The 14,835-nt window shown below is 47.3% G+C and carries 8 protein-coding genes and 1 pseudogene; 5 read left to right on the top strand and 4 right to left on the bottom strand.

Annotated features, from left to right (window positions below; translation table 11 throughout):
- From XBJ1_RS07975 to XBJ1_RS07965, 3 genes are read left to right on the top strand one after another with little or no spacing between them, the layout of a single operon-like run.
- Positions 1-897 (top strand): hypothetical protein, encoded by an 897-nt coding sequence (locus XBJ1_RS07975; RefSeq protein ID WP_012988352.1) that lies wholly within the window; start codon positions 1-3, stop codon positions 895-897.
- A gap of 2 nt (positions 898-899) precedes the next feature.
- Positions 900-5,336 (top strand): hypothetical protein, encoded by a 4,437-nt coding sequence (locus XBJ1_RS07970; RefSeq protein WP_012988351.1) that lies wholly within the window; start codon positions 900-902, stop codon positions 5,334-5,336.
- Positions 5,337-5,360: 24 nt separating this feature from the next.
- Complete coding sequence (locus XBJ1_RS07965) at positions 5,361-6,404, top strand: Wadjet anti-phage system protein JetD domain-containing protein (protein WP_038198687.1); 1,044 nt, start codon at positions 5,361-5,363, stop codon at positions 6,402-6,404.
- 115 nt (positions 6,405-6,519) lie between these two features.
- Here XBJ1_RS07965 and XBJ1_RS21350 read toward each other — a convergent pair.
- From XBJ1_RS21350 to XBJ1_RS07950, 4 genes and pseudogenes are all read right to left on the bottom strand, one after another.
- Positions 6,520-6,648, bottom strand: a pseudogene (locus tag XBJ1_RS21350) (transposase); the annotation flags it as partial.
- 74 nt (positions 6,649-6,722) lie between these two features.
- Positions 6,723-8,780 carry an AAA family ATPase gene (locus tag XBJ1_RS07960; protein ID WP_230578737.1) on the bottom strand — a complete coding sequence of 686 codons (2,058 nt, stop codon included), beginning with the start codon at positions 8,778-8,780 and terminating at the stop codon, positions 6,723-6,725.
- A gap of 410 nt (positions 8,781-9,190) precedes the next feature.
- Positions 9,191-11,143 (bottom strand): ATP-dependent nuclease, encoded by a 1,953-nt coding sequence (locus tag XBJ1_RS07955; protein ID WP_012988345.1) that lies wholly within the window; start codon positions 11,141-11,143, stop codon positions 9,191-9,193.
- A 283-nt stretch (positions 11,144-11,426) separates the two neighbouring features.
- A complete protein-coding gene (locus XBJ1_RS07950) occupies positions 11,427-12,353 on the bottom strand; it encodes a helix-turn-helix transcriptional regulator (RefSeq protein ID WP_012988344.1) in 927 nt (308 codons plus the stop codon).
- A 429-nt stretch (positions 12,354-12,782) separates the two neighbouring features.
- On the opposite strand from XBJ1_RS07950, the gene XBJ1_RS20705 reads away from it, so the two are divergent.
- A protein-coding gene (locus XBJ1_RS20705; protein WP_143827612.1) for an IS1 family transposase occupies positions 12,783-13,477 on the top strand; the annotation gives its coding sequence in 2 pieces (ribosomal slippage) (positions 12,783-13,038 and positions 13,038-13,477; 696 coding nt in all).
- A 188-nt stretch (positions 13,478-13,665) separates the two neighbouring features.
- Positions 13,666-14,835 carry an HNH endonuclease gene (locus XBJ1_RS07940; RefSeq protein WP_012988343.1) on the top strand — a complete coding sequence of 390 codons (1,170 nt, stop codon included), beginning with the start codon at positions 13,666-13,668 and terminating at the stop codon, positions 14,833-14,835.

The raw sequence follows: 14,835 nt of genomic DNA, 5'->3' as shown, positions 1-14,835 counted from the left end.
ATGTCCGACAACACGCATCAACAAGCTAAACGCTACGCCGAGATTGCCACACAGGCAATTATGAACTCACTGGGATACAAAATGGGAGATGAGCCGCTCCAACGCGCGCTAGACCTGCAAGGTGATACCTTGTTTGCTGAAATTATCCGTGGCGTCGCGGCAGGCATGAAATTGCGGTACCTTGGGATTCATGAGTCGTACGGGGTGTTACTGGCAGCAGATGGCCGAGGCCCATTTGCTCCGTCTTTAGGTTGGCTGAACAAGCGCCTGCTGCCAGAAATAACGGGGGAGCAGTTGAGTAAAGAACGCAAAGAGCAGCGACTGTTTGCAGGCTTGACTCTGATTGCGCTGCTGGCCGAGCTGTTTCCAATTCCGGACACGGTTCGTGTCGAATTCGGTCAGAGTAGTGCCATTAATGCTGCCTCGGTAGTGGCCAGGCTCAATGATGTTGCCGACCAGGTAATTGTACAACGCAAGGCCGAGGGCGACGATACCGTCGACGGTCTACTAACGGTGGCCAGGTTTGTGCAGGAAGAACGCATTCCTCGCATTCACGACGAAAAGGTGGGCCGTGTCTCGAGTATTCGCTCACAAACAGAAATGGCCACGCGCTGGATACAGCTGCTGCAGGAGGAAGGTTTTCTGGCCGAAGACAGCAGTCTGTCGGGTGAGTCCGACTGGTATCCGACTCAAAAGCTCAAACACTATCTGCGCCATACCGGCATCGAAGAGACGGTGCGTTTTGTGATGAGCATCAGTCCAGCCACAGAAGATCGGTCGTTAGATCTAGTTGAAAGCGATATCGCTGCATTAGTAGGCACCCCAAGGTTCCCTCCGGTCAATGAACGACCTGCCCCCACTGGAACCTCAGATACGCAACGCTTGCTGGAGATTTAAATATGTGGCTGATTAAACGGGTTTATATAGATGGCGCAGGCCATGAAGAAGCTTTCTACAAAGACCTCACGCTGGACTATATTGGCCTGTCTCAAGCAGTCGATAGTCCTGCTATTGAACGGCAGCGCTCGCCCGTCAGGAATGCGAAGGTGGTGACCAGTACCTATCAACAGCTTGTTAATGGGGGTGGCAAGTCAACTTACATCGCACTACTGTTATCGATTTTTGAGCCCTCCGTTAGTGATTTCACCCAATACTTGGCTAACCGTCGGCAAAGTGAATACCACTACCGCAATTATTTCTATAAAGAGCTCTCTGTTATCCTGGTAGAGATGGTCAATGAATCAGGCCAAACGTTATTACTGGGGCATGCTCATCAGCGCAATGGGGATGATGTTGACCGCACGCTGTTTATTTGTGATGCGCCTGACTCCCTGTTGGGGGCGCCATTTGACGAAGTCCCTTCTTATTCCCGCGCGGAACGCGATTCTGAGCTACGTTCCTACGCTAATAGCCTGCACAGCTTCGAAAGCTGGCTTAATCTCAAAGCGGGCGGCGAGGGGGGGATGCACTGGCGCAAAACCTCCAGGCAGAGTGAATGGCGCACATTTTTGCTGGAACAACAAATCAACGTTGATCTCATCAAAACAATGGTGACTTTCAACTCCGAAGAAGGTGGCTTGACCCGTTTTATTGAATACAAAACTGAGCATGATTTCCTTGGTGCGTTCTTTGCTTGCACCATGTCTAAAGATGCAGCTGAGCGGTTGCGGGAACTGGTAGCGCATGAAGTTGAACGTCAGGGAGAGCTGGAAGGTATCCGTCGTAACGAGTCATTTCTCAAGGACGTGCTGGCTAACTGGCAGACGTTTCTTGAACCCGCCAAACAACTGGAAAGCACTCAGACGCAGCTGCAACTGTTGGATGACGGTTTCCGCGAATCAATGCGCGATCTCACAGCCTTTATTGGGGAAGCTCAGATTGAACAGATACAACTAGAAGAAGACACGGGAAACTTGCAAAAATACATTGACCAGAAGAGGTTTCTGCTTGAACAGTTGGGCAAGCGCAGAACGCTGCTTGAATATGATTTCGCGCAGCATCAGCTCAACAAACAAAAAACCAAGGTCGACGCACTTAAAGATGAAGCCGATGCCAATCAACGTCAAATTGATATTACTCGTACTGCTATAGACTACAAAGCTTATGCGAAGGTGCGGGATGCGTACCGTCAGGCAGACGAAGATCTGAAGGTATTCCAAAGTGAAACGGAAAGGCCACTGCAGGTGATTTTTGAGCGTACTGCTGGTGAGGCCTTGGGCGTATTAGAGTGGGCAATCAACAGGCATCGCCAGCAGGAGGCGAAACTTGTGGAAGAGCAAGGGCAGATAAGCAAGGAAAGTAATGCCCTTAGACAGTCATACGACGAGCTACAAAAGAAGTTGGGCGGCCTGGAGGTGGGTCGTGACAGATATAAAATAGACAAACGCCAGGGTGAATTGCAACGGGAAAAACTTTGTGAAGTTGGGTTGATCCAAAAGGGAGAAACGCCTAGTGTTGCTCAATACCGACTGGAATTAACCTTACATGATGCGCAGCAGAGTGAAGAGCTGGCTAATACTGATCATTATCAGAAAGAGCAGGCGCTGGAAGCGCAGCAGAATGTCGTGACAAATGCGTTAGTTGAGCAAAGTAAGGCGCAGCAGACGTGCACTCAAGCAGATCTAAATCACCAGTTGGCAATGGATAGCGCGCAGGGCTTAGTAAAAACCTATCAAACACTACCAGCGTCAACGCAACATGATCTTGATGTTGAGGACATAAGTTGGCACAACGAGCGGTGCGGATTACAGCTCGAGAAGGTATTGAATGCGAATGCTCAAACGCTGAATGAAATGAAACAGCGCTTACTGCAAGCACAGCACGAACTGGAAGAGTTAAAACTGACGGGGCATGAACTGGTCACTAAGCAGAACAATCAGGCGCTTGAAGCGTTCTATGCGGCGGGCATTGCACGGGATAAGCTCTGGGCATTTCCCCACTATCTGGCCTCTGTCTTCCTCGATGAGGCGGAGAGTATCGCTGCAGTGATCGATCATGATCCAGGCCGCTACCTGAGCCTGGTCGCACTTGATGATGCAACTTTTGAGTTAGTCCACAAAATCAGTGAGAAATTGCCCTGGAAGAAAGCACCTATTGCTATTCATCTGCTGGATGAAGCACAGGATCTCCGCAGGGAAACGCCTGAATTGGTGCAGGTCGTCCTCTCAAACCCCGATAAACACGGTTATAGCAAGGCCGCTTACAATGCCCGGTTGCAAGAGTTGGAGGACACTGTAGCGTCGCAGGAGACCAGTGTGAAGGCTGTGGAGGACGCCTTTAATATACTGGAATCTTTCAGGGGTGACTGGCGTTTGCATTACGATCAGTATGGTAAGCATTGGGCAAGACTAGTTGATCACCGCGAGCAGGCTCGCTTACTGCTGGAAAATGCTGATGTAGCACTTAAGCAGGCGGAGCATTATGCGCAAACACTGCGCGACGAGAAGGCTGATGCTCTGGCGCGGTTAAACAGTGCTCAACAGCAAAAAATTCAGGCCGAAAAAGCACGTGATAAACTGAACCGTTTTGTTGAAATGGAATGGGCGAAGCGTGAAACGGCGATAATGAAACTGGAACAGCTAGCCGAGCAGATTCAGCGAAGCGAGGAGACTCTTGTTAACCTGAGGGAGGCGCAAGAGCGGCAGAAAGAGCTCGCGGATAACAAGAGCGCCGAACAAACCTGTATAAGTATCCAGATTAGCGAATGGAATAATCTATCCAACGAGCCGTTCTATTCAGAGATTACGGCGACTGAAGGTATGGAAGGACGAAGCCCCAAAGATGCCCATGAGAAGGCTGCTCAGGCGCTCAAACAATTACTCGAAGCAGCCAACGGTGATCAGGTTACCGCCCTCAAGAAACAACGGAAAGATGCTGAACAGGCACAACGTTACGCCTCTGAGCGTTTGATAGCTCAACCCATCTACAGTGCATATCCGGATGAGGTAAAAGCGGAGGCTATCAATGAGCTAGCGGTAATTAACAACCGCATCACACGCCTTAACGAACAGCAGAGGCAATTCACGCAGAATCTAATTAACTCGAAGGTAACTCTGCAAAATTTGTCCCAAAATTGCGCGAATGCCCGCAACGCGCTTGATGAGGACTTTGTGTGGAAAGAGAAACCCGTCGAAATAGAGGCAATCCAAACGTCTTTGGCTGAAATCGCCAACAGCCTCCATGAAACTGAATACCAGCTCAAACTCCAACTGGAGAAAAAAGCGCTGCTGTTGAAGAAGATGGAAAATGTGAAAGAACGACTACAGAACGCCAAAACAGCTCAGGCGACGATCCAGTCCATAACTCCGAGCTCTGCGGCGGGTCTGCCTAGTAGGATTCTGAGTATCACTGAGTATGCTGACGCGCTGAGTAAGCAATGCCAAATGTACGCAAGCCTAAAAGAAACGCTTAAACAGCAAAGTATACGTGTCGCTACGGTCTGGGGACACTTCCGCAAAAGAATCGAAGAAGAGTTGGCTAAGGGCCCAGATATCCGAGCCAGTCAGGAATACTTACGACAGTTGGACTCAGTCGCAACTTATCATGAAGTTTTGGGCGACTTGGACAGGGTCGGTACAGGGATCACGCAGGTATTCGAAGCGGTGCAGGACAGCTTGGAACAATTCCAGCGTTCGATTGAACTGACTGTCACCCATCTGACTGCACATCTGGAGGGGGCGATAAAACTCCTCAAGCGCGCGATGTCGGTCAAAATTCCTGATGACTGTCCTGTACTGCCTGGTCGGCCCATTATCAAAATGACTGACCGGCTCCGTGATGTCACAGCTGATCTCAGGGGTTTTGCCAGTGGCCGCTTACAGCAGTGGATAGCCCGAGGGCAGGTACCCCGTGCGCCAAACCGGGATGCCTTGACAGCAGATTTGGTTCAGTCGGTATTTGGCGAAGGAGAGCTGGAAGTACGTCTGCTGAAGACGAACGCCAGTCGTCCACAATGGACTCCTGTCACCCGGCTCGAAGGCTCAGGTGGGCAGCGCCTCACATCTGCCTTTTTGCTGTTTGTGACAGTCGGCAAAGTGCGTGAATACGATACGGGTATTTCAAGTGCAGGATTCTTACTGGCCGACAACCCGTTGGGCAAATCGAATGCTGATGACTTGATGCGAATTCAAACCCAAATGGCCAGGGCTTATAAAATCCAGCTCATCTACTTGACTGGCATCTCGGATGAAAACGCCCAGTCGATGTTTGATAACCATCTCTTCCTGAACAAAGTTCAGAAACTGAGGCGGCGCGATCTGGTAACCGTTGATAAAGAACGCCACGCCCTGTGGTCGGCTTCCCTGGTTGCTAAGCCAAAGTCCGAACCAGTCTTTTAAGGTAGATATGGTATGAGTAGCGTAATGATCTGGCTATCCCGGCTGGAGTCGACAGCAAATAAGCACCGTTTTGCAGCCGGTAAGGCCGTCCGAACAGTTAAAGCCAATGCGATTCTGGATGAGATATTAGAAACACATAGCCAAGAGGCTTTGCGCCAGGATGTTCCAAGTTTATTGAGTCAGGCCGTTACGCAACTGCTTGAAGGGGACTGGCGGGCTCAGCCTAAGCATAAAGCTAGCTGGCATCGCTACTGGCGGGGTATGAGCCTACCAAATACTTTTGTTTACGAAGGTGCCATCGTCCCTACAAAAACTGCATCAGAAATAGCCTGGCATCCCTGGTTGGCGGAACGTATTACAGGGCAACTGCCACTGCCAATCAAGGCACGTTTACAACAGTTGAATACATATCTCTTTCGCCAAACTAAGGGCGACAAGCCACTCTTTCCGGGCTTGCTCGGACACCGTGAGCGGTCTCTGCTTATATTTGGTGATGAAAAAGCACTGGATTCCATGCCGCCTGACGGCTGGAAGCATGTCACACTGACTTTGGCTGATATGGGCGCGTTTCGACGTGCTCCGCCTTTACCGTATGAGTCATCAGGTTGCCGCGATCTTCCGGCTATCATTGTTGAAAACTCTGATGTGTATTATCGACTTTGCCAACTTAATCGAGTTCAGACTCACTGGTCACTGGTTATTTATGGCGCGGGAAACAAAGTGTCAGGCCAAGCAGAGTGCGTGTCACAACTTCTCAAGGTCGAACAGGTAAAACAACTGCTCTATTTTGGCGATTTGGATGTGGCGGGCTTAAAAATCGCCCATCAGCTGTACTGTAAGCTACTTAGTGATTACGATATCAGCCTACAATTGGATCGGTGGCTCTATGATGAACTGATCTTAAATTGCTGGGTGACGCCTGAAGGAAATGCCAACAGCGAACGGTTCGATTTTGAGTCGCTGTGTGGTTGGATGCCGCGCTTTGTTTTACGACAAATGAAGATGCTGCTCGCGACCCATCAGCGTCTGCCTCAAGAGGGAGTGGCATCGTTGGGTTTGGTCATATAGCCTGATACTTTTTGTATGCTCGTCTCATGGTGAGCGTTCACTAAACAGGAAGGCTCTCATGCTTATGAAAACTGTAATGTTGCTCCCAAGTTATAAACCCTCGTATATCCCCTTCACGCGAGCCGCCACGATTTAATCGATGCCTGACCGTTTTTCCAGAAGATACTGGCAACGGAATGACACCACAACGTGCTACTAGTGCGGCCTCGCTTTTTAGGCGGACCGGATTATCACCTGCCGTTATCTATCGTTTGGCAAGATTTCGAAGTGAGCAGCTCGGGTCAAGCCCTCTATCTCACTCGTGATGGAGCTAAGATTCTATTCGTCAACATCATCGAAAATACTCCTACCTGATGACAAATTTGCACTCTGGGCTTCTTCTGTTTCTAATTCTTCGTAATCCACAGCCTCGGATTGCTTCTGCTTCATCCTGTTTTTTTTGGCTTCGATTTCACGAGTAAATTGTTCAGATTTTTGCCATTCATCTTTATCATAAAAATCCTCACAGTATAATTCATTGTTCTCGTCACGAAATCGCTCCAAAAGGCGTGTGACATCGTAAAATGCTTCGTCTACATCATCGTCTGTAGCCCAAGAGTCCTCTATATCTTGGATTATTTCATTCATGTTAGAGTAGAACTCGACTTTTTGGACAGAAAGCCTGGCTTCATTCTCTTCTTTTGAGAGTAAAACTCCGACAAAGTCGGCGTCAATGAAACAATCTGAATGGTTTATTGCGGCAAGGGCGCTCAGTTTGTCCAGTGCTTTTCTTCTGAGGTCATCCCCGAGTAGACCATTTACATTCAGCCTACTCAGTATTGTCAGGCTATTATCGTATGTTCTCGCAGAGCTGATTAAATCAAGCAAATAAGTCTTTGCTTCGCCGCTATTGAAATAAAGCCCCAAGAATTCAATTGAACATCTGCTTGCCAAAAAAGTGAGTATTGGCCTACTGATGAGGGCTCTGTTACCACTGGGATCGATGATGTTCAGAACACTTTTGAACATACTGTGCGGCACAACCAGTTTTATCCCCTCGATCCCCATATCCCCACAACTGATTTCCTCGATTAATCTTTCCTTTGTGACTCCTGAAAGGTAGATATCGATGAGTTCTGGATTACCCGAAACATCAGTTGCGAAAGCATCGCGAATGGTTGGGTGGCGGAATTTCCAGTAGTGTTCGTCTTGTGTTTTACTTATTCTGATAAGTGAATCATCCAATGCTGACAATGCTGCTTTTACGTCGCCAAGATTTGATTGCATGGACGTGATGATATTGGTTGTCTGAGGGTTTTCAAACCGAAGTGGGATTGGTAGCTCCCCTCCATTTGAAAATATAAGGGCTAATGCCGCTCTTTCAGCGGGTGCAAGCCCACCAATAATGTCTGCCATGATCCCCGTAGGATTTGAGAAAAAACCAACGACTGCAGCTTCGTTAGGCACAAGCTTATTCGTGAACTGCGGATTGGCGAATCTCCGAGCAATTTCTGGAAGAAATTTGGGTACTGATACTACTGACGGTAGAAAACTCTTTATTGCCCTTCGAAAAGCCTTAGTCTGTTTCCCAAGCTTCAAGTGGTTGTACAGGATCATGGCTTTTTCAGGATCGGAGAGTTTCTCGACTTCAATTGTGACTCGACTATCTCTGAATAACTCGAATTTATTTGTATTTAAGCGATTCTGAGCTGCACGGAAGATATAGCTGCGCGAAGTGAAAATCACTCGCGCTCCCTTGTGTATAGCAGCTTTCAACTTAGGGAGCCTTTGATTCCATTCCTGGACTCGGTTAAAGTCGCAATGATTAGATCCAAAAGCATCGTCAACCCAAAAAAATTGTCCTGGATCATCTGGGTTCCATTGCCTATCCAAATCTTCCGGCGAACTTAAAATCAACGTTTGCAGTCCCCACTCATCAGCCGCTGAGAGCGCTAACAAGTTAGCTATCATCGTTTTACCACTTGCTGGTTCACCTATCAGCATTACAAATCCGTAATCCCTGAGAGCGTGTGCACAACGGCGGTATGCCTCTGTGGGGACGAAACATGCAAGATCTGGAGCAATTGAATCGAGAACACTTTTCGCTTGCCGAAATGCCTGATTAGTAATTATTTGGGAAAGGTCACCAAGGCCATATATTCGGGGTACCATGCGCCTAAGGCTTGGGTATAAGGATATGCTGTGGTTTATCCATTCTGCCCCATAAATCTTTGCGAACTTTACACCAGCTTTCCGCATATCCTCTTCCATCACGGCAGCTGTTTCTGCGGAAACTGAACAATTAGTGAATAGAAGGTACACATCGGCTAGCCCTTTACTCACAAGCCGCTCAATCTTAGGAAGTTCATCACTAACAACTCCCTTTGAAAGTTTCATACCTTGTTTGCTAGTGTGTTTACATTGGGTAGTAAAACTATTACTTATGCCATCGCCGAAACCAGTTCCAGACCAAGTGCCATAGAAGGCCCCGTCGCGGCCGCCATCAACGCCGTCAGAGAATACTTGAAATGTTTGCCCAAAGGTCTCTTTCAAGATACATGATACGAGATCCTCGAAAGCCTTCCATCCAAGTTTGTGGAGGTCGAACTGGATTGATTGCATTGATTTTCTTTGGATTTAGGATTGAATTGATACCATTCTAAAGTGCATGTTAGGGATGTCTAGAGATTGCTTACAAGTACCGAGCAAGGTAATTGTGGCTACTGTGTGAGTAACCACATTTCTGACGTAATCCATCCCCGTTAGATTTCTACTACCACAGAAAAATCATATACATGCCGCTTCTCTTATCTTTGGCTCTTAAAGCGCAGATCCTCCGCATATCCATTCGCCTCAGCCCACCCAGAAACAACTCCCAGTAGCTTTTCCATATAACGATCGTGATCGATTTCATTCCCAAAGGAGCAATGCTCATCAGAGTTCAGAAGGGAATCCATGAGCCTCTGAACCCGTTTCGCTAACCCATCATCCAACTTGATCTGCAGGTAAGCATTCAATGGCTTATCCTTGTATGCTTCCCGGTGACCAAGGAAGCGTTCGAAGTCAGGTACACTGACTCGATGGCGGACTGTTAGCCCCGCGTTTCTGGCTTGGCACAATGCTTCATGGATTTTTCGGTTTTCAGTCCACATTCCATTTTTAACTCCATCGGAGCGGTTAGGTGAATCCGAATCATGGACAAGACTGAAGTGGATTTTGAAGTGAGTCAGTACCTTGATTAGCGGTACTAGTATGGCCTTCCCTCTGGCTCGTATGACCGCAATCTGATCCATCAATGCATTATCACGCTCGATGATCGAGGTCATAAATGCTGCATGTTCGGTATCGCCTTCAACGAGAATTGGATGAGAACCGAAGAATACCTCTGAAAAGCTGGGTTCGATATGTTGCAATGCCTGCAAGCGCTGTTTTTCATCCCCCTCAAAAGCTATATGGTCAGAGCGGTAAGTTCTTGGTGTAACTGCTGAATTTTCTTCAGAATTATCGCGTTCAAGCCTCTCAATGGTTGTGTGATCTTCAAATGGATTGATAAAACACGGAGAGTGGGTAGTCATAATCACCTGCCAGTCTGGATTCTTAGCCAACTGATACAGGTGTCTCTGTGCTGCACGAGCAGCCATGGGATGAAGGGCATTCTCGGGTTCATCAATTAACAGTAAATAGCCAGGAAAAGCTGGATCATCAGGGCTATCAGGGATTGGAGCACCACTATCATGGGCATCCAGTTGGGCTCTAACCTGAATAAGCTCATCATTAAGGGCATTCAAATCAGCGTTTTTAGGCGGCTTTTTTAGTTTCTTCTCAAGTTCAGTTACTTCTTTCTCAAGCCGCTTGCGGAATTCAGCACGTACTTCTTTGTCGCGATTAAGTTCATTGTGAACTTGCAACATTGACCAGAATAGTGCGCGGCGAGCGCCTGTGCCCTGCTGGCTAAGAGAGGTATTAGCCCTCCCGTCAGTGATTTTTAAACTGGAGCCATTCTTGATGAGATCCGCAACTTTAGGAGCCAGAGGGGCGGCACCGATGCTCAGACTAACATCCAGCCCCGGAAAAATACCTTTAAATCCTTCGGAAACTCGGCCCGCAATACCATTAAAATGTTCTTGATGCTGTTCACTAAGCAAGTTGATACTTCCGGAAACACTTTCAATCGCTTTTGCTAATGACGATTCGGGATTAAGCCGCGCGTTCTCAAGCTCTTTTTGTAAAGGGGCGAGAGCAAAACTCAAAAGCACATCTTCTGTTTTACCTGCATCATCCAGAGATCCTATACGCAAAGGTCTTGGCAGACGTGAGTTGAAAACTGAATCAGCGCCGCCTGCTTTAGTGTCCTCTGCCCAGTCCCCTTCACCATGTTCTCCAGCGGTAGGATCCCAGGTTGTACGGACTTTCAAAAAATCAGGTGCTTTCCACTGCCAACGGCTTTTAACGACGAGAAAACCGTCTCTTTCTTGCTTCCATTTTGCATCTACATTACCAATACCGTCAGGAATGTGAACTTCGAGCAAAATTTCTGAATGTTCATCCTCTGAGGCATGCTGATGTCGATCGCTGCTGGCATCAAATGCTGTTGGACCCTTAGCTAACTCATATGCTCGCAAGACTGTTGATTTACCAGCGTTGTTTTTACCTACAAGACAAACAATGTTATCAAGTGCAATATCGATGCCTTCATTCCCGATACATCCAATGTTCCGGATGGTCATGCGAAGCAATTTTGAACGATTCTCTGCTGCCATATATCCCTCTAAATTACAAACAGATAACAGCCTCATTCTAAACAAGCGAGCCACCTCAAAAGGTGATGCCGACTATAAATCCGTATTTATTACGAATAACAGTACTGATTCTTGCGGTATATTTTCCGGCAGGAGACTGATAGAGGGATGTGATGGATGAGCTTTATTGCAAAGCTACTGAGCAGGAGATAAGCCAACAATGGCATGTTAGTTAAGATGGGAACAGCCCGAAAAAGATCAAGGGGTGGCTGCAAAAGCAGCCACAATCAATCTTTTATAATAATTAACTGTTTTTTTGTTCAAACAATGGTGCTAAACACTGAACTTCCCACAACGCCTCAGCATTCAGTACATCAAAGTACAGCCACTGGTTGTTTTCATTATTGGTTAAATCAATTTTCCAGTTGGTCTTCACGTAGCAGGCTAAAGCTGCCCGGCAGGTAACAGAATGCACGCTGCCATTTATTGAAAACTCACGCGATATTTCATTAATCGTTTCCTTTGGAAGATTCTTTTTAAATTCAATAATAAAAGTGATTTCTTCATTCCATTCTATGTCCGTCTTCTCAGCCAGAGTCGGTGAGACGGATGGTTCCTTATGAGCATTGAAGAGCCTGGAAAACTTAAAGTTTTTAAATCCACTGCGATTCGGTTCTCCGTTATTTCGATCGTAGGCTCTGAAATACCAGTTCTTACGGTCAACAAACAATGCTGATGGAAACAGTATCCTTTCCCTGTGATCTCCGCTTTTTGAACCATATGAGCATCTAATGGCGCACCGTTCCTTTATTGCTCGGGTTACCGCAGCCACCTGTTCTTCTTTGAGACGTTCCGGTTGATAGAGTGGGTCCACTTCATCAATAGGTAGCATGGGCCGCTTTTGCATTAATTCGGAGCGCGTAAATCCATATTGAATCAGGTTAAGTGCTGTATGAACGCCGATCCTGACCAAAGGGGTATAGCTGTCCGCGAGGATAGTGGTCCTTTTGGTTGCGGTATCAATGCTGCAGTTATCTGGTTTCAACTCTCGATAAAGAGCAAGGTCCTTTGATGCTGCTGCCTGAGCAACCTTGAACTCAGCCATAATTTCAGCTCTGGAAATGCTGCCAAGGTAGCGAATGCAGAGGTCTATGTACGCCAGTCGTTCCGCCTGGGGAAGAGAATAGGCGTCGACCAGCAGTTCCAGATAAACGTCATGAAACTTTGTCATCGATACGCTCCAGGTTATGATACATTAAATATACCGTGCATTATTTCATGTTGCACTGTTTTAAGCAATGAGATAGGATCGATTCTGTCGAGAAAGTAATCATATCGACATGATAGTTCAGGAAGGTTCGTTCAGGTGAAGTTGTTGGTCTGGCTGGATTATTTCTGAGGGGACGGTGAAGGACTGTCTGCAAACAGTCCTTCACCAGAAAAACAAAAACTCTGCGGAACGTCATTCACCACTGAGTCTTGCTGATCAGAATGTTGAGTATACGTTAATTATTGCGTAGCCGACAAGCCTGCCTCCGGTGAAATGACACTCCGTGCAACACAAGGAGTGGTATATGACCACGCCACGAATGGGCTACTGCCGGTCATGTATTAAATGGTTAGTTGCTGTGATATGCTTCCGGCTTTTTAAGGATGAAGTATGGCCAAAGTTGATGTCTATTGCCGTTATTGCCACAAATCAGAACAGGTCAAAGGACATGGGAAAGGAAATGGCGGACATCCTCGTTATCGCTGTTATAGCTGCTGTAAGGTCTTTCAGTTGGCGTATACCTATCAGGCCTGCAAACCCGGCGTTAAAGAACAGATTGTCGATATCGCGATGAATAACGGGGGAATTCGTGACACCGCTCGGATCCTGAAAGTCGCCACCGCCACCGTCATGAAAACATTAAAAACCTCAGACCCCGAAACGTAACGACACTTCCCCTTGCGGAATGTGGCATCCAGATTGTCTGTGAAATCGACGAGCAATGGTCGTTTGTCGGCAATAAGAAAAACCAACGCTGGCTTTGGTATGCTTGGGAACCCCGCCTGAAGCGAATAGTGGCTCATGTTTTTGGCGATCGCAGTCGAAAAACGTTAGACAAGCTGCTTACCCTCTTATCTTCCTTTACTATTCGGTTTTACTGCACGGATGACTATGTTGTTTATGACCCACTTCCCGAGGAAGAGCACTTGACTGGAAAGGCGTTTACTCAGCGTATAGAGAGAACGAATTTAACGCATCGTACCCGAATCAAAAGGCTGAATAGAAAAACCATTGGGTATTCAAAATCGGAAGAAATGCACGATAAAGTGATAGGAACCTTTATTGAACGTGAACATTATTTTTAATACCTAATCTAATCATTTAATACATGACCCTACTGCCCACGCTGTAAACCGGATTGTGAAATCACTTTTGCTACAAAAGCCATTCATGAAAAGACGGGTAAGGTGATTCTGCCGAAAAAGGGCAAAGTCCTAGTTATTCCCCATTGCACGGCTTGCCGCAAACCGAAGAGTTCCGGAGGGACAGTGCTTTGAATACTAAAGAACAAACGAGTACTTCTGGCGGGCGTTTTAATACAACTGACGAAGTGAAACGTATTGTCTGGATCCGGACCGCAGGCCATTGTGAACTCTGTGGAGTCGACCTGACTCATGATTACAGAGTTGGTACACCAATGAGATGGGGAGAAGTTGCCCATATTTTACCGGCAAGTCCTAAAGGGCCCCGAGGAAACGTTGATCATAGTGGTGATCGAGCTCTGGCACTCACAAATGATTTCGCCAACCTAATGCTTTTGTGCCCTGGTTGCCATGACAGGATTGATCGGGACGAAGACGGCTACCCTGAAAATGATTTAAGCGGGTTGCATCAGGCCTGCCTGGAGCGTATCAGGCTGGCAGCGTCTTCGCCGAGAGAAGGTCGAGCTATTCCTGTTATTGTGCAAAGCCAGCACTTTGCCACTACCAACAACATTCCTGTCGGTGATTTGCTAATGGTGATGTCTTCAGAGGGGTTAACCGCTTTTGGGCACCCGATTAACATTATCTTCCCAGCACCAGGTCCCAGGGGCAGGGATTTATACTACTGGCAGAATGTGAAAGATGACATTCACTATAAACTAGCTGGTGAGTTGGCACGCCGTGGTGGGATGTATGGAGATTTACCAGCATTAGCGGTTATTGGCGTCGCTGATATTCCTGCATTAATGTTACTCGGGCAAGCCATTGGCGATCGTACGAAACGTTTTCTTTTTTCAATGAGCCGTTCGCATGGTCTACGCTGGCCGGATAAATCAGCTGAGCCTCCTGATTTCCTGTTTTCTTCGGCTCCTGAAGGGAAAGGCCCATTGGCTCTTGTTATTTCTATTTCTGCCAAGATCCCGCCGCGTGATGTCATGACAGCTATACCTGATGTCCGCATTGCTGAGTTCACTATTCCTGAACCGGGGTATGCAATAGTCAGCTGCCGTGAGGTGATCCATGCCTTTCGTGATGAGCTACAGAAACGCTTAAGCCAGCTTGAAGCAAGCACTGATGAAGCAATCCATGTTTTTGCCGCTATTCCTGCAGCTTTAGCCATCGAGTTCGGTGCTTTGTTAACAACACAGCATCAACATCCGTATGTCATATTCGACCGTGAAAACATGAGTCAGAACCAGTTCAGGCCAATGCTGACTATTGGTCATTCTCAGGAGCTATAG

The sequence above is a fragment of the Xenorhabdus bovienii SS-2004 genome (assembly GCF_000027225.1).
In the GTDB taxonomy this organism is placed as follows: domain Bacteria; phylum Pseudomonadota; class Gammaproteobacteria; order Enterobacterales; family Enterobacteriaceae; genus Xenorhabdus; species Xenorhabdus bovienii_C.
The sequence above is the reverse complement of the archived record's forward strand: the minus strand, read 5'-3'. Positions and strand labels throughout refer to the sequence as shown.